The following is a 25,761-nucleotide window of genomic DNA, read 5'->3' on the forward strand; positions in this document are numbered from 1 at the left end:
TAACATTGAAAGTGAAATGCCAAAATCAGACGTGGGCTATTACAAAACAGTAATGATTTACCACTTATCATGATAAAATAAACGAAACACAGTCATGAAAGTGAGCAACGATGAAGAAACGATTGGTTGATCTTTTAGCGGCAGTTAACCGGTATGACACGATGACGGCGATTGCCCAAGGACTATACATGAGTCAGCCGTACGTCAGCCGACAGATTGGTGAGGCTGAAAAAGAGTATGGCGTTCGGTTGGTTGATCGAACATTGCCGATTCATTTAACGTATGCTGGTGAGCGATTGCTGTCGTATTTGCAACAGGAACAACAGTTACATCGAGCGATGGATACTGAAATGGAAAGCTTAGGAAAGTTTGAGTATGGTTCACTCTCGTTGGGTATCAATCAACCTTTAGCGTCCAGTTGGTTTGCCGAACTACTTCCCGAGTTTTACAAACGGTTTCCACAGATGCACTTATCTATTCAGGAAGTTACCACTTCGCGCGCAGAAAATATGTTGCCAGATGGGCAGTTGGACATGTTTATTGGCAAAACATTTTATCAGCCGCGAGTGGTGACGAAGCCATTAGGCACTATGAAATTGGCGTTATTGGTGCCAGCCACGTCTCGGCTTTATTGCAAGGACACATTTTGGCGGCAGGCCACCGCGGACACGATTAGTCAGTTAAATGGTGAATATTTTATTCGTATCGGCGGTGAATCACGGTTTCAGGAACTGGTAGACCATGCGTTTCGCGACAATGGCATTCATGTTAATGACCGAATGGAAGTTAGTGACTCTAGGATCGCCGTCAGTTTGGCGTTGAAACAGTTAGGGTGCGTCATTGTCAATGTGAATAGTGCAAAGAAATTGTCGGCGAATTTACCCATTAACGTGTTTGAGTTTTCGCCGGAGATGATGAATTTAGATTGTAGCGTTGCCTACCGAAAAGCATTAGTACCGTCAGAACCGTTAAAATTCTTGATTCAAACGTGCGTTAAGAAGGCTGATGTATTGATGGAACAAGGATACGAGCTCTAATGTTGCGGTTGCGACTTGATAGCGCTTTGGATATAGCGCAATAGTTGCTGAACGGCGGCATTATGGCGATTGGAATCGTAAACAAACTGTAGGTGGCTTGTAACTGGCGTCGTTAGTGGCCGCATCACTAGCTGGTCCGTCATAAAGGGGCGCACGGATTCTTTGAACAGTAGCGTGCATTGTTGGGAGTTGGCGACAACGCTTAAAATAGTTTCAATATGAGTACTTTCAAAATGAATCGACGGGGTGAAACCAGCTGCCTGACATAATTTAATAAGGGTTTCATAAACACCGGAACCCTGAGGAAGTGACGTGAACGCATTGTCGGCTAAGTCGGCAGGCGCAATCGTCGCTTTTTTTGCGAGGGGATGGTTCGCCGGCAACACGACCACTAACTCGTCGTCGAGTAGATTGACTTGACTTAAGTGATGATGCTGAAGGTAGGCCGTATTTAAATCACGAATAATGATGGCATCCAGTAATTGTGATTGCAGTGCTGAAACGATGCGCTGTCCCTCAGTTTCCTGAAGTTGGACACTGACGTTTGGATAATCCTGCATAAAATTGGTTAGGGCTTGCATGAGCCCATATTGAGACATGATCGGGACACTACCGATGCGGATGCTGCCGCGTCGCAAGTCTTCGACTGTAGTGACTGCCTCACGCATTTCATTGTACTGACTGAGCAGTTGCTGAGCGTAGCGGTAAAAAGTTTCACCACTTTCCGTGATTTGAAGGCTCCGCCGATTGGTCGTGCTGATCAGTTCTGCATTTACTTCTTGTTGGATACCCTTCAAACGTTTTGAGAGGGCTGACTGGGTCATTTGCAAACTGACGGCAGCGTTAGACACATTTTGAGCTTCATAGGTCGCAATGAATGCCCGTAAATCATCGATTGTCATGCAATTTTCCTTTCTATTCCATTTAGGAATAACAATACAACAAACGCGATTTGTTCACAACGTGTTTCCAACGTAAGCTAATCATTGTAAAACAAGGTTGAAACGTGCGAAGGGAGCGATCGTAATGGCAAACGAACCATATGATTTGAGAAAAGTATTAAACGAACTGAAAAATGAACCGGGTCAGTATCATGAAACAGATGAACTGGTTGATCCTAACGCAGAGTTGTCTGGTGTCTATCGCTACATTGGCGCGGGCGGTACCGTGATGCGGCCAACTCAAGAAGGTCCAGCAATGATGTTCAACAACGTCAAAGGATTCACAGATACGCGCGTTTTAATTGGACTACTGGCCAGTCGCAAACGGACTGGATTGATGTTTCATCACGATTATCAAACATTGGGTCAATTTTTGAACGATTCTGTCGAGAATCCTGTGGCACCAGTTATGGTGAATGAAAATCAGGCGCCTGCTCATGAGGTGATTCATCGGTCAGATGAGGACGGTTTTGATATTCGTAAGTTAATTGCCGCCCCGACAAACACCGAGTACGACGCAGGACCATACATCACGATGGGACTGGTCTACGGTTCAAATATGGATAAGACCATGAGTGATGTTACGATTCATCGGATGGTACTGGAGGATGAAGACACTATCGGTATTTTCATTATGCCCGGTGGCCGGCACATTGGAGCCTTTGCGGATGAATATGAAAAAGCCAACAAGCCAATGCCGGTTACCATTAACATCGGATTGGATCCAGCGATTACATTAGGGGCAACGTTTGAACCGCCGACCACACCACTTGGCTATAACGAGCTGGGCGTTGCGGGGGCGATTCGCCAAGAACCTGTTCAGTTAGTTGATGGGGTTAGTGTTGATGAAAAAGCGATTGCGCGTTCTGAATTCACGATTGAAGGCTACATCATGCCAAACGAACGGATGCAGGAAGATATTAATACGCATACTGGCAAAGCCATGCCTGAATTTCCTGGGTATGACGGGGATGCCAATCCTGCAGTGCAGGTTATCAAGGTTAAAGCGGTGACACATCGTAAGGACCACCCAATTATGCAAACCGTTATTGGTCCAAGTGAAGAACATGTGAACTTGGCAGGTGTGCCAACAGAAGCCAGCATTTTATCGCTGACTAATCGTGCGATTCCGGGGAAAGTTTTGAACGTTTATAATCCGCCTGCAGGTGGCGGCAAGTTGATGACAATCATGCAGATTCACAAAGATAATGAAGCTGATGAAGGGATTCAACGACAGGCAGCTTTACTCGCATTTTCTGCGTTCAAAGAATTGAAGACGGTTATTTTAGTCGATGAAGATGTCGATATCTTTGATATGAACGATGTGATTTGGACTTTGAACACTCGTTTTCAGGCTGACCAGGATATCGTTGTGTTACCGGGAATGCGTAATCATCCACTTGATCCATCTGAACGGCCACAGTATGATCCGAAGTCTATTCGTATCACGGGGATGTCCTCCAAGATGATTTTGGACGGAACGGTGCCGTACGATATGAAGGATCAGTTTGTCCGGGCTCAATTTAAAGAAGTCAAGGACTGGCAGAAGTACTTGAGGTAATTACTAACGATCAACAGAGGTTGCAAACGACAAAAGGAGGCAAAAATGAAACGCATTGTGATTGGGATTACTGGCGCATCTGGAACAATTTACGCAATCGCCTTGCTCAAGGCGTTGAAGCAGTATGCAGACGTTGAAACGCATCTTGTCATGAGCACCTGGGCTAAGAAAAATCTGGAATTGGAAACAGATTTATCGCTCAGCGAGGTGCAACATTTAGCAGACTATACGTATAACATTAATGATCAAGGTGCAGCCATCGCAAGCGGTTCATTTTTGCATGATGGCATGGTTATTGTACCGGCCAGCATGAAGACGATTGCGGGCATCGCTTTTGGATATGGCGATAATCTGATTGCACGGGCGGCTGACGTCACAATGAAGGAGCAACGCAAACTTATCATCGTTCCACGTGAAACACCGTTGAGTGCGATCCACCTTGAAAACATGACAAAGCTGGCACGCCTCGGTGTTCAGATGATTCCACCAATCCCAGCTTTCTATAATCATCCCAAGACCATTCAGGATTTGATTGACCATCAGACCATGAAGTTACTGGATGCATTACACATTGCAAATAATGTTGATCAGCGTTGGGAGGGGATGGCAAAATGATGCAAAGTGATCGGCAGATATTTCAAACGACTCGGCAAAATTATACTATCCAAGCCGATGTACGTTTAATTGGCAAGGATGTGTTGATTGTAGTAACCGGTGGCGATCATCCACATATTGGTGACGTCACAACATTGACGGCCACTACGGAGTTGCAAACAGTCAAGTTTCCCAGTCATGACGGTCGGTTTCACAAGGACAATGTTGTTGGGGAACAGGTCGCTAAGGTGATCCAAGCTGTTTTACCGGGTAGTTGCACGATTACCTCTGGTATTCACGTGGATCATATTTCACAAGTTCAAATTGACGCAGCGGTGCCGATGGGTGATGACCTGGGCGTTCAAATCAAAACGTGGCTTCAACAACAAACGATTTCGACATCCGCACCAGTTTATTATTCAGATGGTGAAAATCCTCGATAAGGGTTATGCTCGACGTTCCGTGGAGTGGGGACGGCCGTTTCATGGGACCGGTCTTAGCCTGCAAAAACCGCAGTCTTCCACCTCGATTCGAAGCCGAAAATCACGTCTTCGAAGTCGTCCAGCTATACTAAGTGACTCAAATCGCCACTAAGTATAGCTACCACGAAACTCTGTCCCCACTCCGCTTCACTCACATAACGCACAGCGTAGCCTGAAGGTCTTCGTAATATTCCACAGGTTACGGGTAAATATCTAATGTCGAATGATGTGTCAGTGTGCAAGTCAATCACAATGTGAGCTGGAGGGCGTCAGTGTTGAAACTAACTGCGAAAGTGGTGTTAATTCGGTGGTTCTTGCCGAATTTACAGCACGGACGAGCTTGAAGACGTTGGTTTTGCGGCTTCAAGTCGAGACGCAAGACGGTTTATGGCTTGGGTCGGTCCACGCAGAGAGTTTCATAAACTGACAACCGGAAGCGGAAGTTAACATTAAAAAATAGGATTTGACTGCCGTATATCACGACAATCAAATCCTGTTTTTAGTAACATAACTATGCACGACGTTTGCGACCAAACTGGTACCAGTGCCTGCGATTGCTGTAATCTAACACGTGCTGCTGGTATACGCGGCAGGCGATCCAAGTCATGAGAACCAGCGCAATGGCGGCGATTGCCACACTCACCCAAACTTCTGAAAGTGCGGCGTTACCGACTGCGTAACGAACGGGCATCAGACTTTGAGAGAGAAATGGTACATAAGAACCGATTCGAATGAGTAGGCTATTACTATTCACTGCGATGAAGGAAGCAACGTAAGCCAGCATCCCCACCGTCGTTAATGGTGACAGCGCTTGGCTAACTTCTTCTTGGCGGGTGACCATGGAACCTAACATGGCAGCAATGACGGTGTACAACATGACACCGAGAACAAAGTAGGCTACTAGCACACTCACCATCCCCGGTTGAATCTGGCTAAAGGAAAAGTCACCTAAAAAGCTGATATTGTGGTTGAAGTATTGCATCCCAATCAAACCAGCAATTCCGGTAATGATGACTTGCAGGACGATCAGCGCCAGCATACCAGTCACCTTACCGAAGAATTGTGTCACCGGACTGACACTGCTGACCAATATTTCCATAATGTGAGAGCCTTTTTCAGTAGCAGTTTCCTGAGCAATCATGCTGGTGTACATTGCGATAAACATGTAGATCAAAAAGGTAACGACAAACGCGACGACCAGGTTAGCCCCTTGTTGGTTGGACTTTTGGCGGCGAACGACTCCATTTTGATAGGCGACGTTTTGTGTTTTATACGACGCTGGGGCAAACAGTTGTTGTAATTGTTTGGCAGTCAGTCCGAGCTGCTGGGCGGCCTGTCGTAGCTTTAATGTGTTCAGGTTATTTTTAAGCGTGTCACTGTCTAGCGAATTGCCATTGGTGCGTTGTCGATAAACGGCGCTAACCGTTTGACCGGTCGTGGTGACATTGAGGTAGCCATCGATTTTTTCGTGACTCAACCGTTTCTCAGCGACTCGTTCAGAGGAAATCGCTTTATTCACCCGGTAATCGCCATGTGTGGGTGATTCTACCAGTGCGTTACGCAAAGCCACGTTATTGCTGGTGATGGCAATGGTTGGCGTCTGATTGGTTTTATTAGTGATAAACGCAAACAACGCGATGACCGCAATGATTAATACTGGAAAGAATAGTGAAAACAGATAGGCAGGCGACTTGATATTCTTGCGAATAACTTGGCGGGTGACGACCATAAACTTATTCATGATTGGCCACCTCGATTCTGAAGATTTCGTCTAACGACGGTGGTTCTTGCGAAAATTCCGGGATGTAACCCTGGCTGGTGGCAGCCTTGAATAGGTCATGGCCAACGGCTTCATTGTCTAGCGTTAGTTCGTAGGCATTGCCGCGTTGCTGAACATCATTAACACCAGGAAAAGCAACTAATGCGGCTCGGTCTAGTGGTGAGCGCAAACGGACGCGGGTGTTGCCGAACTGTGACCGAATTTCATCTGGCGTACCGCTAAGTACGGTTTCACCGTTTCTTAGCATCAGTAGATGATCACTGATGCGTTCCACGTTTGCCATGTCATGAGAGGAGAAGATGATGCTGGCGCCATTTTGCTTCATTTCGATGATACTGTCTTCGAGCAGTTGGGCATTGACGGGATCGAGACCGCTAAATGGTTCATCAAGGATAATGAGTTTCGGTTGATGAATTAATGTGGCAATCAACTGAACCTTTTGTTGATTCCCCTTAGACAGGTCCTTAATCTTATCTGTCAGTTTGCCCTTAACGTTAAATCGCGCCATCCACTGTGGGAGAGCTTTTCGTGTAACGGCAGGTTGTTGCCCACGAAGGGCAGCAAAGTAGACTACTTGGTCCTGGATAGACATACGGGTGTAGAGGCCACGTTCTTCAGGCAAGAAGCCGACCGTATTGTAGTCAGCTTTTGTCAGGGGATGACCCTGCCATAAAACGGTGCCACTATCAGGTTGTAGAAGGTTTAAAATCATCCGAAACGTGGTGGTTTTGCCAGCGCCGTTTTGACCGATCAGGCCCATGATTTCGCCTTGTTGAATGGTAAATGCTTCGTCCTCAACACCTTGTTTAGGGCCGAATCGTTTTGTTAAGTTTGCTACAGTTAGCATGCGATTACCTCGTTTGGAGTGCGTCATTACCGTGAACATTAACACTGTCAGTATATGAAAAAATGCCACGAATGAACAGAAAATTTGTCTGTTTAGATGGGTTATGGCTTGCATTCGAGTGGGTGGAAAGCGCTAGTATATAGTCACGGTAGTTGTTAACTGCCTTTTATTAAATGGAGGTATGAAAATGGCAACAGTTACAGATACTTATAAGTTAAGTAACGGCATTGAGATCCCTAAAATCGGCTTTGGCACATGGCAGATTCCTGCTGGTGACGTTGCCTACAATTCTGTCGCAAACGCCCTTAAGGTTGGCTATCGGCACATTGATACAGCGAAGGCATACGCAAACGAAGCGAGTGTTGGCCAAGCCATCCGCGATTCAGGCATCGATCGCAAGGACATTTTTGTCACATCAAAATTGCCCGGCGAGACGAAGACATACGACGGTACATTGGCGGATTTTGATGCAACATTTAAAGCTTTAGATATCGATTATTTAGATTTGTACCTGGTTCACGCACCGTGGCCATGGTCACAAATTGGCACTAACCACGATAAAGAAAATGTTGATGTTTGGCGCGCCATGCAGGAAATCTACAAGAGTGGTCGAGTAAAGGCCATTGGTGTTTCAAACTTCAATGTACACGACTTACAAAACGTGATGCAGGATGCTGAAATTGCGCCGATGGTCGACCAAATTCAGTACTACGTTGGTTTCACGGAGCCAAAGATTGTCGACTTTGCTAAGAAAAATAATATTTTGGTTGAAGCCTACTCACCATTAGCAACTGGTGGTTTGCTGAACAACGAGGATGTGGCCGCAATGGCTAAAAAGTACGGCGTTAGCGTCGCCCAACTAGCTTTACGGTTCTGCATCCAAAACGGCTTGCCACCGTTACCTAAAGCTACGAGTGCCGCTCACATTGAGGCGAATAAAGAACTCGACTTTACGATTCAAGATGAGGACATGGACAAGTTGAACAACATGCCTGATACTGCACCATCACATTTTCACAATGCAACACAAGGTTAGGTTGAAACCTTGTTAACTAGTTAAATAAAAGGGTCGCTGCGCAAACAATTTATGTTTGTACAGCGGCTCTTTTTCGTGTCTGGCGTCTGCCGCTCCGTCAAATTGAGACGGACCGTTCCATGGGACCGGCCTCAGCCTCCTGAAAAGCGTAGTCTTCTGCCTCGCTTCAAAGCCGAAGCCCACGTCTTTGAAGCGTCCAGCAATTCTAAGCGGCAAATTGCACCGCTAAGTATTGCATTCACGGAACTATGTCTCAATTTGCCTGCGCTAACTTTAGGGGAACCAGTTTTTGGGCTGATAAAGAACGGATATGTGCGCTCGTTAAATGATATAAGGATGAATTTTGCATATTTATGTGGAACTCGATTTATCATCGTTGCCACTATTTAAATTCACTCTGTTATTGCGATGCTCTTTATTCAAGCACTGTCAAAAAAAGTCTAAACATCAGTAGCCGGCCGGTGAATCTGCCTCAGTGTTTGGCTGGAAGACAGCAATGCTGGCACGGTTATCACGGGTGGGATCGGTGATTAGCTTGATGACATAATCGCTGACGCTGGCGCGCGAAACAATGGTGTTTGTAACTGTAGTGCCACTGGCTGAGGTGTCATAGTCAATGGTTGTGTCATTGGTCATCCAGGCACAACGGATCAACGTATAATTCAAAGTTGAATTTTTGATCACGTCAGCCGCACGAACGGATACGGACATTAAGTCACCGACGGCCTGGTTTTCCCATTCTTTAAACACACCGGTTAGTTCGTTCTCGATACCGATGCCAGTAATCCATAGTAATCTCGAGACGTGAGCTTTTTCCATAGCAGCAGTGATGACTTGTGCCTGCTGCTCATGTTCCGTGTCACCGCCAAGGGTTTCAAAGACAATGTCTTGATTAACCATGGCCCGATTTACCGCAACGGCGTCAGTTGCATCGCCCTCGATAACCGCTTCACGAGCAGGATCAGTAACTGTCAGGCGTGATGCGTTTCTTAAGAACAAGGTTAAGTGGGCATCCGTCTCGTTTAGCAAACGTTCGGTGATCTGGCGGCCGATCGTGCCGTTAGCCCCTAAAATTAAAACATTTTGCATCGTTAATACCTCCCAAACTCAGTTATTTCAACTAAGTGCCGTCAGTATAGAGCCTTCGAGTAACTGTAACGCAAATGAATGTCTAAAGTTTTTTGTGATTTAGCCGCAGACCGTGAACCAATACAAAGAAGTTAATCAACAAGAGTACCGCCAGCACAATAAAACCACGATGCGTGCCTAACTGAGTGCGGAATGTAAAGGAGTGGGCGCTACCAGCCTGTGTCAGCGCGACTACCGCAGACACAATCGCCGTTCCGACAGCCCCGGCGAACTGCTGAACGGTGTTGTAAATAGCGTTACCATCACTTTGTTGCTGGTCTGACAGTGATTTCAGTCCGGTTGTCATGATGTTGCCGAATGCTAGGCCGGTGCCAAACATATAGAGCAGATACCAACTTAAAATGATGCCTGGAGTCAGAGAGCTTGTACCAAACATCATGCCGCCCAACGCGACTAACTGACAGAAAGCGCCTGTCAAAATCGGCCGTGTTGGACCGAAATGGTCGAGAATTGTGCCACCTAGGGGCGCAAACAACGCACCCAGCGCAGCCCCAGGCAGGACGACCAATCCAGCAATTAAGGCACTTTTACCGTTTACGAGTTGCAGGAAGTTTGGCAGGAGAAAGGATAATCCCAGCGCACTGATTTGAACGAGGAAGAATGCCAAGAGGTACCAACTGAAAACGGGTTGACTAAAAACCGTCAACTTAATCAGTGGCTGGTCAATGCGTTTGGAACGCCAAATGAACGCTGCGAGGGCCAAACAACCAATGACGATACCTAAAATAACAGGCCACGGTTGGGTCGTCACGTGGGCCATATTGCTGAGACCAAGGATAAAGCTGATGAAGGTTAGCGCGACTAGTCCCCAACTGAGAACGTCAAAATGGACCTTTTCTGTTTTATTGACTTGCTGAATGGTCAGTAACCCGGTAATCAGCGAGAGTAGCAATAACGGGACGAGAAACATAAAAATGTCCCGCCAGTTGAGGTTGCTGACAATCAGGCCGCCGTATGTCGGTCCTAATGCGGGCGCAACTGCAGTGACTAGGGTACCAATACCCATAAGCAGCCCAATTTTGTCCATTGGTGCCTGCTCTAAAATGATGTTAAACATCAACGGCAGTGCAATCCCAGTTGCAACACCCTGAATGAGGCGTCCTAGAAGAAGTACGCCAAATGTCGGGGCAAACGTATCGACGAGCAGGCCAGCAATAAACAGCAAGTTGGCCGTTAAAAAGAGTGTCCGCGTTTTGAATCGTCGTTTGAGGAAGGACGAAATCGGGACAAACGTCGCAACAATGAGCAGGTAGCCAGTGGTTAACCACTGAACGGTTCCCGTACTGATGTGAAATTGCCGCATCAATACGGGAAAAGTAATATTCATGGCCGTCTCGACAACCACACCGGCAAATGACATTAGACCAGTGGCGAAAATGGCAAGGATCAAGCGACTATTGAGCGTTCGTTGTTGCAAAAAAAGACCTCCTTAAGGTGCAATTAAACGTTACTTCGTTTATATCACAGTCCCGGAAGGTCTCGCTAGAACGAATTTATAAAACCTTTTATGGCAAGCAATTAATCACTGAAATGAATGTTCTTTTGATGAAGTGCAACGGAGTAGCCAACGATGATCAATAGGATGCCAACCGCAGCAAACCAAATCGCGTGAACGTTGAAGGAAAGTTGCAAGAGTGCAGAGATGATGGCACCTGCCGCAAACGCAACCACCAACTCTAGGTAAAGCAGCGCGCTTATCAGTTGGCTACGGTTATGATGAAAATGAAACTCACCGATCGCAATCATGGTCATCTTAAGGTTACCGGTGGAATAAACGCTGTTGTAGCCGTGACCTTCAATGGCATTAAAGGCCGTCGTTTGCATGGCCATGACCATTGCTAACGGTGGTACCGCAAAAATGTTAGACACGCTCCGTGGTTCGAACCCAATGATGATACAAACCATCATTTCGAGTAAGAGGGTGGGGATGCGCCAATAGTGTGTGTTGTGGCGATGCTTAAATAAACTGACAGCCAGTACGCCCAGTGAGAAAAAGAGGATGGCTGCTACCTTTGTCATGAGGCTAGGCAGATTTCGTTTGGCAACGTCGACACTCAGAAAAATGATGTTACCAGTCTGCATGGCCGCCAATGAGCCACCGCGCTGTTCAAATGTATAAGCATCGATAAAACCACCGACCATTGTGAGAGCTACGGCAAGCCGGCGAAGCTGGTAAATCTGGGGAACACCGTCTTTATCTAGGGGCATAATAAACTTCTTTCCGATTTCGTATAAGGAATAGTTTAGCACAACCGCATAAGATTAAAATTCAATGATAAAACGTGAACTAAAATGCAAAAAAATTAATTGTTAATTATTTGAACAGCTTGAGGCACTTAATCCATATGTGAGTAATGATTGACGGGGTGTATTGTTCAAAACTTAATTGTGGGAGTATCTCAAAATGTTGCAATATCAGCATTTTTCACGAGTCACATCAATTGTTGGTAAAACTAATTATTCTTATGATTACGATAAGAACTGTAGCAAAAGCAATAGATGGAGGCGACGAAATGATGATGGAAATTGGTACGCATTCAAAATGGGTGGCCAAGATGGCTCATGGTTTTTCTGCCACACTGATTATGTTTGGAACACTTGGTGGACTAGCATGGAGCCCACCAGCGTCCGCAAAGGCGGAAACGAAGACAAAGCAACAAACTGAGCGTAACGAAGGGACAATCAATGTTTCTGCAAAGGACTTCTTGGAGCGATTTAATCTGAATGGGTCAGCGAAATATAAGTATGATGAGGCAAGTGATACGGGAATTGTAACCCTTACTGAAAACGAACTTGAACAGGCTGGTAATTTTACGTTAAAAGATCGGATCGATCTTGATAAGAGCTTTGAACTGACTGGTTCGGTTAACCTCGGTAGTGATCCAAAGACTACAGGAGCTGACGGTATTGGGTTTGCCTTCCACCCTGGCGATACGAATGCGGTGGGATATCGTGGCGCCAACATGGGAATCGGTGGATTGCAAAATGCCATTGGTTTTCAGCTAGATACTTTCCATAATAGCTATTCAGCCCCAGATCCCAATGGAAAATACCCCAATTATCAGTTAGGGTGGGAAGCCGATCCAAACGTCAATCCATATGGGGCGTTTGTTACAACGGATGGTGAAAAGGGCTGGGCCACGATTGACACAGATACGGTGCAGAAGTTTGATGGTTCAAAGAATATCGATGGTAAATTTAGACCTTTCAAAATTTCTTATGATGGAAAAACACGTTTGTTAACGGTTCAGTATGATGCTGCTGAAGGCGCAAAGTATTGGACATACACGATTCCTAAGGGCGAGCAGTATCAACAGATGGCGATGGCCGTCAGCGCTTCCACTGGGGGTTCGAAAAACAAACACCAGTATAAATTTGATAATTTTAAGTATGAGTCTTGGTCTGGTATTAACGTACGATATGTTCCTGAAGATAAGGATGGTTATCATGACATCGCCGATCCTGAAAGCATGTCAGGGCCAGATGGACAAGAGTACCAAACAGAACAAAAAGACATTGCTGGTTACAAATTTAAAGAAATGGGTAAAGACAGTTTGCCCGCTAGCGGAACGTACAGCGGTACTGGTGGCACGGTCATTTACGTTTATGAATCGACTCAGTCGGACTCGGCTGGTGTTAAAGTGATTCACAAAACGGAAGATGGCAAAATTCTGAAAACTGAAAATGCCACGTACGGAGAGGATTCGAGTGGTAAGCCTTTGCCACCAATTGTTGGTAATCAATATTTTACGCAGCAGGGCACATTTGACGGGTATGTCTTCGTTAAAGTAGATGAAAGCGGCTGGGCGCCAACAGGTTTCTTGGAGAAAGACGAGGGTATCGTGACTTATATTTATCGCGATAAGAATGCGCCAGAACCCGCGATGCCAGTCACGGTTAACCACGTTGATAAGAGCACAGGCAATTTATTGAAAGAAGGATTGGCGACATTTCCAGATGGCTTGTTTGTCGGTCAACGATATACATCGGAAATTGGTGAGTTTCCTGGTTTCAAGTATGTTGGCATCGACGAAAATGGATTGAAGCCTACAGGAATTCTGGACAACAAAGGTGGCGCTGTGACCTATTACTATGAGCCGGAACCAGAGCCTGCTGGAGAAGTGAAGGTTCACTACCAAACTGAAGATGGTAAATTGTTAGGTAGTGCGGATGCCCATTATCCAGACGGTCAACATGTCGGCAAACAATACACAACGAAGCAAAAAGAGTTTGATGGCTATGAATTCGTGAAAGTGGACGAAGAAAAGGGCCTAGCAGCAACTGGTACATTGACCGCTGACGGTGGTGACGTTTACTACGTTTACAAGGCAGTAGAGCCAGATCCCGAACCCGCTGGAGAAGTGAAGGTACACTACCAAACAGAAGAAGGCAAGACGTTAGGTAGTGCGGATGCCCATTATCCAGACGGTCAACATGTCGGAAAGCAGTACACAACGAAGCAAAAAGAGTTTGATGAGTACGAATTCGTGAAAGTGGATGAAGAAAAGGGTTTGGCGGCTACTGGTACATTAACAGCCGACGATGGTGACGTTTACTACATCTACAAGGCAGTGGATCCTGAGCCAGAACCTGCCGGCAAAGTTACCGTTCATTATCAAACGGAAGATGGTCAGTCATTAGGTAGTGCAATGGCCGGTTACCCGGATGGTCAACATGTCGGTAAACAGTACACGACCGAGAAACGTGATTTTGATGGGTACGAATTCGTGAAAGTCGATGAGGAAAAAGGCTTAGCGGCTACTGGTACATTGACAGCCAATGACGGAGATGTTTACTACATCTACAAAGCCACCGAAACGCCTGATCCCGATCCCGAACCTGCTGGTAAAGTGATGGTTCGTTATGTCACCGATGATGCTGAACCTAAGGAGTTAAAGGATTCCGAAGAGGCCAAGTATTTAGATGAACAGGTTGTTGGTGGGCGTTACCAAACGACTAAGTATACGTTTGAGGGATACAGTTTCAAAGAGGTGTCCAGCGATGGCCTGCCGGAAAGTGGTTACTTGACCGTTGAGGGTGGCACAGTGACGTATGTTTATTCGAAAGAAGATGACCCAGCAAAATGTGGGCGGGTTCACGTGACTCATCAGACGGTTGATGGCGAGAAACTGGATAGTCACGAAGCAGATTATCCAAATGGTCAGGCAGTTGGTGAACGGTATGAAACCAGTCCACGTGATTTTCGGCCACTGACCTACCTGTTTACGACGGAGGACAGTGACCCTGCGACGGGTACGTTAGAAGAAGCGGACAAACAGGTAACGTTCGTTTATGGCGACGCTGATGACAACTTGCCAAATGTGAAGGTTGAATATAAAACGGAAGATGGCGAGTTGCTCGGCAGTGCCGTAGCAACATATCCAGAGGGTCAAGAAGTGGGTAAACCGTATCAAACAGTCCAACGGGGCTTTGACGGATATAGCTTTGTTAGGATAGATGCCGCTGGTCTAGCCGCTAATGGAGACATTCCAGAAGGCGGTGGCACGGTAACTTATCTTTATCGGGCTAATCCAACAGATCCAACACCGGGTGAACCGGACCCTGATCCAGATCCAACAGATCCAGAGCCATCACCCGTACCAGATCCTAAGCCAGATCCGGAACCGACACCGGAACCATCCGATCCGACAGAACCGTCAAATCCAGGAGATGAATCCAGTTCCGGTAGTTCGGAATCAGGCAACAGTAGTTCTAACACGGATAGTTCTGATGCTGAATCAAACGGTAACGACGTCAACAACGGTTCTAACATTGGCGGTGGAAACGGCAATGCCAGTAACTCTGATAGTTCGAGTGTAGCTGGCAATGGATCAGGGACAACAACTTCAAATTCTTCATCGTCAGCAGGTAATCAGAATGCTGACACTGGAAAAGAAAATTCAAATAATCAGCAACAAGCAACGACCGGTAACACAAACACTGATAACCAGTTAACTAACGGTCAATCACAAAACTATCCAGTAACCGATGTGCTGGGTGAAGTTCAACAATCGGGGCTGGTGAGTGAAGAATCAAGTACTGAACAGGCAACGTCTTCTGTTGAAGAAGCGACTGCCACAAATGATTCAGGTCAAGCACTAGCGGGTAATCAACCGGCAATGGCACAGATTGATCCCGGCGAACCAGCAACTAAATCATCAGCTAAAAAGGATTCAGGTGGTTTACCATTCGTGGGTCAACGTACAGAAGCGCTAGTTACTATTGGCGTTCTCGCATTGCTAGTAACGTTTACAGGATTCTACATGTTTAAAAAACGGTTTAAAAAGTAATCTCCGAGCTTAACTGAAAGTACTGACTGTAATTGGTGTACCAAGTGACAATTACGGTCAGTGCTTTTTGATAGGTTGCGTCTGAAAACGAGTTAGCGTAGAGTAAATTGCATCTCTTTTTACAAAAAAATGAACGGATAAGAAAGGAAACCTCATGGCACAAACACCGCCCAAACAACTTGCTCGTAAGCTAACACATCGTCACATTCAAATGATTGCGTTGGGCGGCACGATTGGTACTGGCCTATTCTTGGGCTCTGGTAGCGCGATTCACCAAGCTGGACCGGCCATCATTTTAGCCTATGCCATAGGTGGCTTCTTTTGTTATTTAATGATGCGTGCTCTGGGTGAGTTGTTGCTGTCTGATTTCAAGAAAACCTCTTTTTTAGACTTTATTCAAACGTATTTGGGCAAACGCGCAGGTTTTGTCATTGGCTGGATTTACTGGTTGTGTTGGCTGAGTCTGGCCATGGCCGATTTAACGGCAACTGGTATTTACTTAAAGTACTGGTGGCCGGGCTTGCCCCAGTGGCTACCGCCACTGATAATTATTGGCCTTCTCGTTTTGATCAACCTGATGTCCGTCGGTGCGTTTGGTGAGCTAGAATACTGGTTTGCGATGATTAAGGTGGTCACCATTGTGGCATTAATTGCCGTTGGGGTCATTTTGCTAGCAACACAAGTAAACGTTAATGGGCACACGGCTAATTTAGCGCGATTGTGGCAGCATGGTGGTTTCTTCGCCACTGGCTGGTCGGGCTTCTTGACTTCATTTACACTGGTCATTTTTGCCTTTACTGGGATTGAAATGCTGGGGCTGACTGCAGGCGAAACAGCCAATCCACAGACAGAATTGCCGCGTGCTATCAACAGCCTGCCGATTCGGATGATTCTGTTTTACGTTGGCGCGTTGTTTGCGATGATGATCATCTATCCATGGCAACAGTTGCCAGTTCACAGCAGTCCATTTGTACAAGTATTTAACGGCCTAGGAATTAAAGCGGCCGCTGGTGTGATTAACTTTGTGGTATTGACTGCGGCTCTATCTGCGGCCAACAGCGCCCTGTTTAGTACGAGTCGGACGTTATTTGTCCTGGCCAATATGGGTGGTGCACCGAAACGACTCAAAAAGGTTAACCGGCTTAACGTACCTAGACCAGCGATGCTCGTTTCTGCCTTCATTCTATTGCTGACCGTACTGTTAAACTACTTACTGCCAGGAACCGTCTTTACGTTAGTGGCCAGTATGTCGACGATTAACTTTATCGTTGTATGGATGGCACTGATTGTGTGCCATCTACGTTATCGCCGACAAACGAAGCAGCCAAGTCAATTATTTGCGATGCCGCTGTTTCCTATCAGTGATTGGATAACGTTGGTCTTTTTTGGTCTCGTCATCGTTGGACTGTTTTTCGATTCTCAGCGTTGGTGGATGGTGTTCGGTGCCGGCGCTATCATACTGGTGTTGACGCTAATCAGCCGGGTTGTCGTGAAAGAATCCTGATTATCATTGAGTTTTAGTTTATAAATTAATGTGAGACATGATTGTGACTCAGTTTGATACCGTTGTAGTGGTGGGAACCGCCAAACGGCAATCAACGAGTCGCAATTTTTTTATGGCTTTCATAGGCGTTAACTTTGCGAGGGTTCATAGGCGTTTGTTAAAATTATTGCAACGAGTCGTGCATGACAGCGGTTATGTAGCGATCGATTCCACCGAAGTTAGACTGAGAAAGGACTGAGGCGATGAACCAGATTGCACACGCTAAAGAAGAACGGCGTGACTTTATCCATCAGGGATTAAGCGCCAAAGAAGTTAAGGACCGTCAAGCACTTGACGGTAAGAATGAATTGCAGGAACAAAAACCACCGAGTATTTGGCGGAAGCTACTTCAACAGTTAACGGAAATTACAGCCATTATTTTGCTGGTTGCCGTTGGGATATCCACCTATATGGCAATTGCGCTCGATGGCGGTTGGACTAAGCCGATCGTTATCGGAGCGATCGTCATCTTAAACGTTGCGATTGGGCTATATCAAGAGCAAAGCGCAGAAAAGGCGTTGGCAGCATTGAAACAAATGAGTGTGCCGACTGCTAAGGTGCGTCGCGATGGTACCGTCCAGGAGATTGCGGCAGCTGACATTGTCGTTGGCGACGTGGTGCTTCTCAACGCCGGTGACCGGGTACCAGCTGACGGTTTGCTGGAAAGTGTAACCGCACTAGCTGTGGATGAGGCCATTTTAACGGGTGAAAGCGAAGCGGTTGAAAAGTCACTGACCGGTAACGGTAAGGATGTCGAATCAATCGGTGATCAAGTTAACCGGGTATTTGCCGGGACGTCGGTTACTCGCGGATCAGGGACGATGATTGTCACGGCCATTGGGATGGCGACGGAGCTCGGTGAAATTGCTGGTTTATTGAATAAGACCAAACTAAAGCAGACGTTGTTGCAAAAACGGTTGTCACGTTTAGCGCTAACCCTAACTGGTGTTGCCATTGCTGGTGGGGTGCTGATCTTTATGCTCAGCATGACACAGCAGCTGGGCAGCGTTGCTGACAATTTGATGATGGGTGTCTCACTAGCTGTAGCGGCAGTTCCGGAAACGTTGCCAGTGATTGTGACCATCAGTTTGGCGGTCGGTGTCCAGAAAATGGCCAAACGACATGCGATTATCCGTCAAATCAGTGCCGTTGAAACAATCGGGAGCATTGATGTGATTGCTTCAGATAAGACGGGGACCTTAACCCAGAATCAGATGACAATTACGCGACTGTGGGTGCCTGGTGAGCAACCGGCCGACATTAGCAGAAATGGTGAACTCGATGTCTCTGCCACTCGACTATTACGTTATTTTGGTCTGGCTACGAATGCCACTATCGTCACCACGGATGATGGCGAACAGACCACTGGCGATGCGACCGAACTGGCTATCGTTCGATTAATGCAACAACACGGTTTGTCGAGAAATAAATTTGAACAAGAAGCGCCACGTGTGGCAGAACGGCCGTTTTCATCGGATGTGAAGTCTATGGCAACGCTCCATGAACTGGCGGAAGGTAAGTTTCTACTGATTGTCAAAGGGGCTGTAGATCGTTTACCGGTTAAACTTTCCCAAACAGAACGCCAACGTTTGGACGACGTACATGATGCGTTTGCACATGACGCACTGCGGGTGCTGGCCGTTGGATACCGTGTCTTTGACAGTGATCCAGGGCGTGACTGGGAGAAGTTAGAAGGAGACCTAACCTTTGCAGGGATTATTGGTCTGATTGACCCACCACGACCTGAAGCCGCACCAGCCGTTCAACAAGCACGTGAGGCAGGCATCAAGCCAGTGATGATCACGGGTGACCACAAGGAGACTGCCAGAGCGATTGCCGAGCAAATTGGGATTTACCGCGATGGTGACCTAGCCGTTTCTGGCCGTGAGTTGAATGCTTGGAGTGATGAAGAACTAGCTGACAAGGTTGAACAGGTCAGCGTGTTTGCCCGGGTGTCACCTGAAGACAAAATTCGGATTGTTAACGCTTGGCAGAGTCATGGCAAAATCGTGGCAATGACCGGTGATGGGGTCAACGATGCGCCCGCATTAAAGGCTGCAGATGTTGGTGTGGCAATGGGTATCACAGGAACCGAAGTAGCGAAAGGCGCCGCCGATGTCATCCTGACTGATGATAACTTTGCTACGATTATTGACGCCGTTGATTCTGGACGGACGATTTACCAAAACATCCTTAAGGCTGTCGAATTTTTGGTCGGCGTTAACTTCGCCCAAATCTTCTTAATGATCGGTAGCGTGTTAATGGGTTGGGGTGCGCCGCTGATTGCAGAACAATTGCTACTCATTAACGTGCTGGCCGACGGGATTCCTGGTTTCTACCTGGCCCGCGAACCAGGTGAAAGATCAGCGATGAAGCGCCCACCGATTCCAAATGAGCAGAGTATTTTCGCGAACGGCCTTGGCAAACGAATGGCGTGGCGGGCCGGTATCTACACGGTACTTACGCTAGGCATTTACGCATTGGGCCGCTTTGGCTTAACAGATAACAAAGCCGTCGTTGGTTCCACAATGTTGTTTCTTGTCTTGGCACTGGGGTCAATGATTGATATTTACCCAATCAAACGGCGTGAACCGATGACATGGGCATCAATTAGAGCGAACCACTCACTCAACCTCGCATTGGGCATTGCAGCCGCAATCATCATTTTGATTGCACTTATTCCAGCGTTGCAAGGGGCGTTTGGATTGACGAGCTTAACACCCGTACAATGGCTGATCAGTCTTGTCGCTGCACTTGTGCCAACCGCGATCCTAGAAGGATTAAAGCGGCTGGATTGGCGCAAACGTTCAGACGCAGTGGTCACAGAATAGCCATAGAAACTCACTAATTTTATGATTAGTGAGTTTTTTGTTGACTTTGTGTCGATAACGACATAATATGATCAATGTCGTTACCGACAATAATAAAAAAGAGGCAATTAATTATGACAAAAAAGTTTGTAACACTAGATGATTTCTTGGGCACTCACTTTATTTACACGTACGACAATGGCTGGGAGTACGAATGGTACGCTAAAAACGACCACACCGTTGATTATCGGATTCATGGCGGAATGGTTGCAGGCCGTTGGGTAAGGGATCAGCAGGCTGACATCGTGATGTTAGTGCCAGGCGTTTACAAAGTCACCTGGACGGAGCCAACCGGGACTGATGTGGCGTTGGACTTTATGCCAAATGATAATAAAATGCACGGGACGATTTTCTTCCCTAAGTGGGTTGAGGAACATCCAGAAATCACGGTGACCTTCCAAAATGAGCACATTGATTTGATGGAAGAATCACGTGAAAAGTACGAAACGTATCCTAAGTTAGTGGTGCCAGAATTTGCGTCCATCACATATGTAGGCGAAGCAGGTCAAAACAACGAATCTGTTATCAATGAAGCACCATACGATGGGATGACTGATGATATTCGCGAAGGTCGCTACTTTGACGACAACTACCAGCGCATTCGCAAGTAGTTTATAATAGTTTCAAACAAACGATAGATTGTGAGTGTGCGTTATGCCGAAACCAAGAATTTTGCCAAACGTTATTTTGGGGTTATTAGATAATCATCCCAATATGTCTGGCCGTGACATCGAAAATGAATTTCAAACAGAAATTGGCGAATTCTGGCAGGCCTCGCATAGTCAAATTTACCCAGAATTAAAACGGATGTTGACTGATGGCTGGATCAAAATCGCCACTGAGTACGTGGATGAGGATGCCAAGGTTATTCGCTACGAGATTACAGCAGATGGTCACGACCACCTGTTGGATTGGTTGCACGAACCAATTACAGCCGAAAATGATGCGTTGAGTTCATTGAAGCTCTACTTTATTCATGATCGTCACAGTCCAACATTGGCGAAAATATTGCGGACGCAGGTAGAACTGCACACGAAAAAATTGAGCCATTTGCGACAACGACAACAACAACTTTTTTCCAAGGATGCTCAGATTGATCAACAATATGGTCACTTTTTGATTTTGACCCGCGCCATTGAACGAGAAGAAAACAATGTTGATTGGTTACAACGAACACTAGCTGGGTTGAAGTAACTAACTGGGGACTGAATCAAGGCTGATTGTTAGAACTAGATAAGCATGTAGATAACGAAACAGACTTTATGGGGAATGTTGGTCCTCATAAAGGCTGTTTGTTTTGTTTGAAATCGTCTATGACAAGTACTTGGTTTTATAACTGGCTAGTAACGCGGTCGCCCAGAATACCTCTATTTCTGCTTACGAGCCTGTCGTTGAGCTTGTTTTTGAGCCTGCTTGCGTGCTTGCTGTGTTTGACGCTGCAAACGTGGATCCTTTTGACGCTGTTCTTTAAACCAAGATTCCCATTGTTGTTTTTGAATTTGGGTTAACCGACCGCCTTGCCGAAGTTGGTCCTGCAATTGGGGATCATCGCTTTGGTCTAGCCACTGTTGCCAGTAGTTGCGACGACGGGAATTTGAACGCGGTGTTTTCGGTGCACGGGGTGAAGGCGACGGTTTAACATTGGTTGCCTTGGCCTGTGCAGACGTTGCGGCAGGTGTTCGGACGGGCGCTTGTGTTGAAACAGGCTGGTCGATTAGGCTATCAGCGTCAGCATCGTCGACCGGTGTTTGCAAAGCTACGTCAGCGTTGTCGACTGCTACGGGATTCTCTGCGTTTGCTTTTAGCATGGCTGTGATTTTTTCTTGCTGTTCTCGGAAGGCTTTGCGGTCAGCCGTGGAGAAATCAAGGAAGTCTTTGCGCTGATCCGGCGTTAATTGCTAAACGTCGTACATTTCCTGACGATCACTGCTACTGCTCAGAAAATTCCAGATTGGGTAGGCGAGGAAGAAAATGATGGCCCATGTGGGTTTGAAGTAGGCGAGGATGATGGCCGCAATGCTGATGGCCATTTGGATCCGGTTATTAAAGCCGAATATTTTGATGTAGACCTGCGCCATGTCCGACTTGTTGGTGTATTCAAAATGAATGATCGACTGGGTGAGAAAACGGAAAAGGACGCTGACAACTGCGGATAAGAGGCCGTAAGCCATCACGGTTACTCGGGTCGTATTAGTGGCCATCATGCTGGTGAACAGTGGCATCAATGACAATGCCGCGAGAAACACAAAGTCCATAATCAGAATGCGATAGGTCATCGAATTAATTTCGTCAAACGCCGTGGCGTGCGAGTACCACATGTTAGCGACGTAGAAGAAACTGATAAAGTAGATGCCAATTTCCTTTGCTAATGATAAATAGGCGGACGGCGAATCTGTTACGACGCCGTGCAAATCAAGTACCATGATGGTGATAATAATGGCGATGATGGCATCACTGAATGCATCAAGTCGCACTTTAAGCTTATCCATAACTGCTCCTCGATAAGAATAGTTTAGTTTGATTGTACACGTTTATGCTGTTCACAAATCGATAAACACAAATGTTTGCCATTTGAGATGAAGAAATTTATGGTAATCGTGTAAGTAACTAACAATTTGTAAGGAAGCGACTTAGATGGCAGTATTCAGTGCATATTCACAAGATGAAATCTTAGATGCTTTAAAGCAAGCAACGCCACACGCTGACGTGTACACGGACGCAGATAGTTTGGCCAAACACAAGAACGATCCTAATGGCATTGGTGATGCAGATGGTGACTTGTTAGCCTACGTTGAGGTGGGCGATACGGATGATGTGAAGGATGTTTTGAGCGTAGCCCGCCGCTTTCATATTCCAGTCGTTCCGCAAACGACGGCGACGAGCACGGTTTCCGGCTCTGATGCAGAGGCCGGTGCCATCATGTTATCAACGATTCGCATGAATAAAATTTTGGACATCAGCCGTGAGGATTCAGTGGCAGTTGTCCAACCAGGCGTGATCAACCAAACGTTGAACGATGAAGCCAATAAAGTTGGTATGTTTTATGCACCCGACCCTGGTTCACGGCCGATTTCTGCAATTGGTGGTAATGCTTCAACCAACGCCGGTGGGATGAGCACTGTTAAATATGGTGCCACTCGTGATTCTGTTTTGGGTTTGAAGGTTGTCTTAGCTTACGGCCGTGAACTCAAGTTAGGCGGGCGGACGTTTAAACAGGCGTTTGGCTATGACCTGACGCACCTATTCGTTGGTTCGGAAGGCACGCTAGGGATCATTACTGAAATCACAGTGAAGTTATTCCCAATTCCGCTTGGTCACGCGGTGATGGGGTTGGCTTTCTTCGATAACATGACCAAACTGTCAGAGGCAGTAACGGAAGTGCGGGCATCTGGTGTCTATCCGGCAATGTTGGAAGCTTTGGATGCTAATACTGTTGCGGCTTTGGATAAGTATGAGGGTACGCATTACGCTGACAATAGTGGTGCGATGCTGATCCTTCGTTTGGACGTCGGTGGTGATGAAGCGTTAAAGGTTACTGAAAAAGTGTTGAACGATCATGGCGCACAACACATTCACGTGACTTCCGACGATGCCGAGATGAAGGCCATCGAAAAGTTGCGACAAGACATGTTACCAGGGGTCTTTGCCGGACACAATCACGTTATGGAAGATATGGCCGTGCCAATGTCTAAGTTGGCACCAATGATGGATTACGTCAGCGAAGTAGCCGATCAACTTCACGTGCAAATCTTTACCGCCGGCCATGCTGGTGATGGTAACGTTCACCCAAGTATCGTTTGGCCTAAGGAGCAAACGGAGGTGCCGGAGAATGTTATCAAGGCACTGCAATTGATGTTTCGCAAAGCCTTGGCACTCGGTGGGACGATTTCTGGTGAACACGCGGTTGGTATGTTGAAGAACCAGTGGGTCAACGAAGAACTCGGCGATGATGTTGACATGGTTCAACACCAAATCAAGTCGTTGCTTGATCCGATGGGGATTCTGAACCCGAAACGGAAAATCAATTAGGCACACAATTGCTACACCTTTGATGCGACTATAGAAAACGACCTACACAGGTAATGTTCCAAACCTCGTGCAGGTCGTTTTTTTGATTTTGATGTTGCTTGCGGTTGTCAACAGTGACACACTCGCCGTGGGACCGGTTCAAGCCTCTTGAGAACCAGAGTCTTTCACCTCGCCGTGAAGCCTCCAAAACCGAGTCTTCACGACCGTCCGTAACCTAAATTCGGAAAACCACCGAATTAACGTTACCTTCACGGCTCGGTATCACTGTTGACGCCCTTCAGCTAGAATAACTGCAAGTCTACTGTACCGTCTCAGTTTGCATTGAACTAATCTTTTCAATTATGGGCGTGGAACAGATTAGCTGTTTTATCATGTGCAATGTGAGCGGAACTGACGTGAAACAGAGTTCCGTGTCTGTAACACTTGGCGGCGAGAATTTGGCCGCGTAGTGTTACGGGACGACTTCTGAGACGGGCTGTGGCTCAGAATCGAGGTGGAAAACCGCGGTTTGTGCGGGTTGAGACCGGTCCCAGGGAACGGCGTTTCAGGTCAGTGGAGCGGTGTAATGCATTAATGACACATGTTAGCTTTGTGTCCAACTACCATCGGCATAGTTGATGGTGGCGCCATTCTGAGCGTTGAATACGTAAACGTTAATGTTGAGGGCTTGGCCGTCATCCGTCGTGCTGACTGCCTGGACATGAGTGCCACGAGGAACGAGTTCGTTGCCTTGGTACAGAGGGGTGACAACGTAATAAACGGGGATGTTTGGCCGTTCTCTGACAAAGTCACGAATTGCGGTTTCAGCGTAAGCCATCCCACCAGCAGTGCTTTGGCTACGTCCGTTTGTACCAACGTTTTGAGCACGAGTGCCAGTCGTTAAGTTGTTGCGCTGCATGATGGCATTGCTACTGGTGTCAGGCCCGCCAAGATTACCAACTAACGACCAAGCCAGTGTGTGGGAACGGTTGTAGAAATAACCGCGATAACCATTTAACTGGGCAATGCGATTATTGCCTTCGTAGCCTGTTGGATCGGCGCTTTCAGCAAAGGAAGGTCGCTTCATTGCGGCTGTGGCACTGACACTGTTGTAAGTGACCAACGCTTGACCGGCTTGACTACGGCCCAGCGTATCCGGCGAGTCAATCGTGTACCAGGCTTGTTCATGGTTGTGCTCTAAGGCATCATGAATTTGTAAACTGGTTAAGGTTGATTTGCCCAAACTGACGTAGTTTTCTGGATACTTATTTGCGTCAAATTGTAATGCCAGTAATTGACTGTCCGTCGCGTCACGAGGCACATCGGCGGTAGTTGGCGTTGTTTGTGTGCTGCCTGAATTACTACTGAACCAGTTTTCAGCTTGCTTGGTCCAGTGACGGTAATGACGGCGCATTGTGGTGACTTGGCGGGGGCCATGGGTAAAGGCCTTGACCTCGGTGTTATTAGTCGAAAAAAGGTAACCGAACACCAACACTGCAATGGTTGCCAAGACGGTAACAAGTTTGCGTTGCTTTAGTTTGAAACGTTTCTTTTTCATGATTCAATCCTTATTTTCTTTGTTCTTGTCTGCCACTTAATAGTTTACTCGCATGGCAAACGAAA

Annotated in this window: 20 protein-coding genes; 11 read left to right on the forward strand and 9 right to left on the reverse strand. The window is 46.7% G+C overall.

All coding sequences use genetic code 11. From position 1 onward, the window contains the following. Positions 1-110 precede the first annotated feature (110 nt). On the forward strand, positions 111-1,037 hold the full coding sequence (locus GB992_RS11035) for a LysR family transcriptional regulator (RefSeq protein WP_161002484.1): 927 nt from the start codon (positions 111-113) through the stop codon (positions 1,035-1,037). Here GB992_RS11035 and GB992_RS11040 read toward each other — a convergent pair. After that, positions 1,034-1,939, reverse strand: coding sequence for a LysR family transcriptional regulator (locus GB992_RS11040; RefSeq protein WP_161002485.1), 906 nt, complete (start codon positions 1,937-1,939; stop codon positions 1,034-1,036). The genes GB992_RS11035 and GB992_RS11040 overlap by 4 nt on opposite strands. 124 nt (positions 1,940-2,063) lie before the next feature. Between GB992_RS11040 and GB992_RS11045 the strand changes: the two genes are divergently transcribed. Genes GB992_RS11045 through lpdD form a run of 3 tightly spaced genes read left to right on the forward strand, consistent with a single transcriptional unit; the run spans position 2,064 to position 4,576 of the window. Continuing rightward, positions 2,064-3,539, forward strand: coding sequence for a UbiD family decarboxylase (locus GB992_RS11045; protein WP_161002486.1), 1,476 nt, complete (start codon positions 2,064-2,066; stop codon positions 3,537-3,539). 9 nt (positions 3,540-3,548) lie between these two features. Beyond that, on the forward strand, positions 3,549-4,154 hold the full coding sequence (locus GB992_RS11050; protein ID WP_487954846.1) for a UbiX family flavin prenyltransferase: 606 nt from the start codon (positions 3,549-3,551) through the stop codon (positions 4,152-4,154). Continuing rightward, the gene (lpdD, locus tag GB992_RS11055) at positions 4,151-4,576 is read left to right on the forward strand and encodes a prenylated flavin chaperone LpdD (RefSeq protein ID WP_161002488.1); all 426 of its coding nucleotides are present in this window, start codon (positions 4,151-4,153) and stop codon (positions 4,574-4,576) included. Before GB992_RS11050 ends, lpdD begins: the two co-directional genes overlap by 4 nt. A gap of 550 nt (positions 4,577-5,126) precedes the next feature. Here lpdD and GB992_RS11060 read toward each other — a convergent pair. Both GB992_RS11060 and GB992_RS11065 read right to left on the reverse strand, forming a co-directional pair. Continuing rightward, positions 5,127-6,356: an ABC transporter permease gene (locus GB992_RS11060; protein WP_161002489.1), complete on the reverse strand. Its 1,230-nt coding sequence runs from the start codon at positions 6,354-6,356 to the stop codon at positions 5,127-5,129. Further along, a complete protein-coding gene (locus GB992_RS11065; protein WP_161002490.1) occupies positions 6,349-7,242 on the reverse strand; it encodes an ABC transporter ATP-binding protein in 894 nt (297 codons plus the stop codon). Before GB992_RS11065 ends, GB992_RS11060 begins: the two co-directional genes overlap by 8 nt. A 187-nt stretch (positions 7,243-7,429) precedes the next feature. Between GB992_RS11065 and GB992_RS11070 the strand changes: the two genes are divergently transcribed. Continuing rightward, positions 7,430-8,278, forward strand: a complete 849-nt coding sequence (locus GB992_RS11070) for an aldo/keto reductase (RefSeq protein WP_161002491.1) — start codon at positions 7,430-7,432, stop codon at positions 8,276-8,278. A 447-nt stretch (positions 8,279-8,725) separates the two neighbouring features. Here GB992_RS11070 and GB992_RS11075 read toward each other — a convergent pair whose 3' ends face one another. The 3 genes from GB992_RS11075 to GB992_RS11085 all read right to left on the reverse strand — a co-directional run bounded on the left by GB992_RS11075 (position 8,726) and on the right by GB992_RS11085 (position 11,635). Further along, positions 8,726-9,367: an NAD(P)H-binding protein gene (locus GB992_RS11075; RefSeq protein WP_161002492.1), complete on the reverse strand. Its 642-nt coding sequence runs from the start codon at positions 9,365-9,367 to the stop codon at positions 8,726-8,728. Positions 9,368-9,449: 82 nt separating this feature from the next. Further along, on the reverse strand, positions 9,450-10,844 hold the full coding sequence (locus GB992_RS11080; RefSeq protein ID WP_161002493.1) for a DHA2 family efflux MFS transporter permease subunit: 1,395 nt from the start codon (positions 10,842-10,844) through the stop codon (positions 9,450-9,452). A 101-nt stretch (positions 10,845-10,945) separates the two neighbouring features. Beyond that, positions 10,946-11,635, reverse strand: coding sequence for a YoaK family protein (locus tag GB992_RS11085; protein ID WP_161002494.1), 690 nt, complete (start codon positions 11,633-11,635; stop codon positions 10,946-10,948). A gap of 305 nt (positions 11,636-11,940) precedes the next feature. On the opposite strand from GB992_RS11085, the gene GB992_RS11090 reads away from it, so the two are divergent. The 5 genes from GB992_RS11090 (at position 11,941) to GB992_RS11110 (ending at position 21,324) form a co-directional block, all read left to right on the forward strand. Then, on the forward strand, positions 11,941-15,717 hold the full coding sequence (locus GB992_RS11090; RefSeq protein ID WP_161002495.1) for a MucBP domain-containing protein: 3,777 nt from the start codon (positions 11,941-11,943) through the stop codon (positions 15,715-15,717). Positions 15,718-15,871: 154 nt separating this feature from the next. Continuing rightward, complete coding sequence (locus GB992_RS11095; RefSeq protein ID WP_161002496.1) at positions 15,872-17,221, forward strand: amino acid permease; 1,350 nt, start codon at positions 15,872-15,874, stop codon at positions 17,219-17,221. A 242-nt stretch (positions 17,222-17,463) separates the two neighbouring features. Next, positions 17,464-20,091, forward strand: a complete 2,628-nt coding sequence (locus tag GB992_RS11100) for a cation-translocating P-type ATPase (RefSeq protein ID WP_161002497.1) — start codon at positions 17,464-17,466, stop codon at positions 20,089-20,091. Between the two features lie 113 nt (positions 20,092-20,204). Continuing rightward, on the forward strand, positions 20,205-20,741 hold the full coding sequence (locus GB992_RS11105; protein ID WP_161002498.1) for a phenolic acid decarboxylase: 537 nt from the start codon (positions 20,205-20,207) through the stop codon (positions 20,739-20,741). A gap of 43 nt (positions 20,742-20,784) precedes the next feature. Then, on the forward strand, positions 20,785-21,324 hold the full coding sequence (locus tag GB992_RS11110; RefSeq protein ID WP_161002499.1) for a PadR family transcriptional regulator: 540 nt from the start codon (positions 20,785-20,787) through the stop codon (positions 21,322-21,324). Between the two features lie 173 nt (positions 21,325-21,497). Here GB992_RS11110 and GB992_RS11115 read toward each other — a convergent pair whose 3' ends face one another. Continuing rightward, complete coding sequence (locus tag GB992_RS11115; RefSeq protein WP_161002500.1) at positions 21,498-21,938, reverse strand: hypothetical protein; 441 nt, start codon at positions 21,936-21,938, stop codon at positions 21,498-21,500. Between the two features lie 90 nt (positions 21,939-22,028). Next, positions 22,029-22,619, reverse strand: a complete 591-nt coding sequence (locus GB992_RS11120) for a TMEM175 family protein (protein ID WP_161002501.1) — start codon at positions 22,617-22,619, stop codon at positions 22,029-22,031. Positions 22,620-22,764: 145 nt separating this feature from the next. On the opposite strand from GB992_RS11120, the gene GB992_RS11125 reads away from it, so the two are divergent. After that, positions 22,765-24,159, forward strand: coding sequence for an FAD-binding oxidoreductase (locus GB992_RS11125; RefSeq protein WP_161002502.1), 1,395 nt, complete (start codon positions 22,765-22,767; stop codon positions 24,157-24,159). 583 nt (positions 24,160-24,742) lie between these two features. Here GB992_RS11125 and GB992_RS11130 read toward each other — a convergent pair. Next, on the reverse strand, positions 24,743-25,696 hold the full coding sequence (locus GB992_RS11130) for a DNA/RNA non-specific endonuclease (RefSeq protein ID WP_161002503.1): 954 nt from the start codon (positions 25,694-25,696) through the stop codon (positions 24,743-24,745). Positions 25,697-25,761: the final 65 nt, after the last annotated feature.

The organism is Furfurilactobacillus milii, assembly GCF_009863985.1.
GTDB lineage: Bacteria > Bacillota > Bacilli > Lactobacillales > Lactobacillaceae > Furfurilactobacillus > Furfurilactobacillus milii_A.

Coding starts and splice junctions, on each gene's coding strand:
- GB992_RS11115 (WP_161002500.1), bottom strand. CDS start 21,938: ATGCTAAAAGCAAACGCAGAGAATCCCGTAGCAGTCGACAACGCTGAC.
- GB992_RS11105 (WP_161002498.1), top strand. CDS start 20,205: ATGACAAAAAAGTTTGTAACACTAGATGATTTCTTGGGCACTCACTTT.
- GB992_RS11060 (WP_161002489.1), bottom strand. CDS start 6,356: ATGAATAAGTTTATGGTCGTCACCCGCCAAGTTATTCGCAAGAATATC.
- GB992_RS11040 (WP_161002485.1), bottom strand. CDS start 1,939: ATGACAATCGATGATTTACGGGCATTCATTGCGACCTATGAAGCTCAA.
- GB992_RS11130 (WP_161002503.1), bottom strand. CDS start 25,696: ATGAAAAAGAAACGTTTCAAACTAAAGCAACGCAAACTTGTTACCGTC.
- GB992_RS11090 (WP_161002495.1), top strand. CDS start 11,941: ATGATGATGGAAATTGGTACGCATTCAAAATGGGTGGCCAAGATGGCT.
- GB992_RS11085 (WP_161002494.1), bottom strand. CDS start 11,635: ATGCCCCTAGATAAAGACGGTGTTCCCCAGATTTACCAGCTTCGCCGG.
- GB992_RS11070 (WP_161002491.1), top strand. CDS start 7,430: ATGGCAACAGTTACAGATACTTATAAGTTAAGTAACGGCATTGAGATC.
- GB992_RS11095 (WP_161002496.1), top strand. CDS start 15,872: ATGGCACAAACACCGCCCAAACAACTTGCTCGTAAGCTAACACATCGT.
- GB992_RS11035 (WP_161002484.1), top strand. CDS start 111: ATGAAGAAACGATTGGTTGATCTTTTAGCGGCAGTTAACCGGTATGAC.
- GB992_RS11075 (WP_161002492.1), bottom strand. CDS start 9,367: ATGCAAAATGTTTTAATTTTAGGGGCTAACGGCACGATCGGCCGCCAG.
- lpdD (WP_161002488.1), top strand. CDS start 4,151: ATGATGCAAAGTGATCGGCAGATATTTCAAACGACTCGGCAAAATTAT.
- GB992_RS11120 (WP_161002501.1), bottom strand. CDS start 22,619: ATGGATAAGCTTAAAGTGCGACTTGATGCATTCAGTGATGCCATCATC.
- GB992_RS11110 (WP_161002499.1), top strand. CDS start 20,785: ATGCCGAAACCAAGAATTTTGCCAAACGTTATTTTGGGGTTATTAGAT.
- GB992_RS11045 (WP_161002486.1), top strand. CDS start 2,064: ATGGCAAACGAACCATATGATTTGAGAAAAGTATTAAACGAACTGAAA.
- GB992_RS11100 (WP_161002497.1), top strand. CDS start 17,464: ATGAACCAGATTGCACACGCTAAAGAAGAACGGCGTGACTTTATCCAT.
- GB992_RS11125 (WP_161002502.1), top strand. CDS start 22,765: ATGGCAGTATTCAGTGCATATTCACAAGATGAAATCTTAGATGCTTTA.
- GB992_RS11065 (WP_161002490.1), bottom strand. CDS start 7,242: ATGCTAACTGTAGCAAACTTAACAAAACGATTCGGCCCTAAACAAGGT.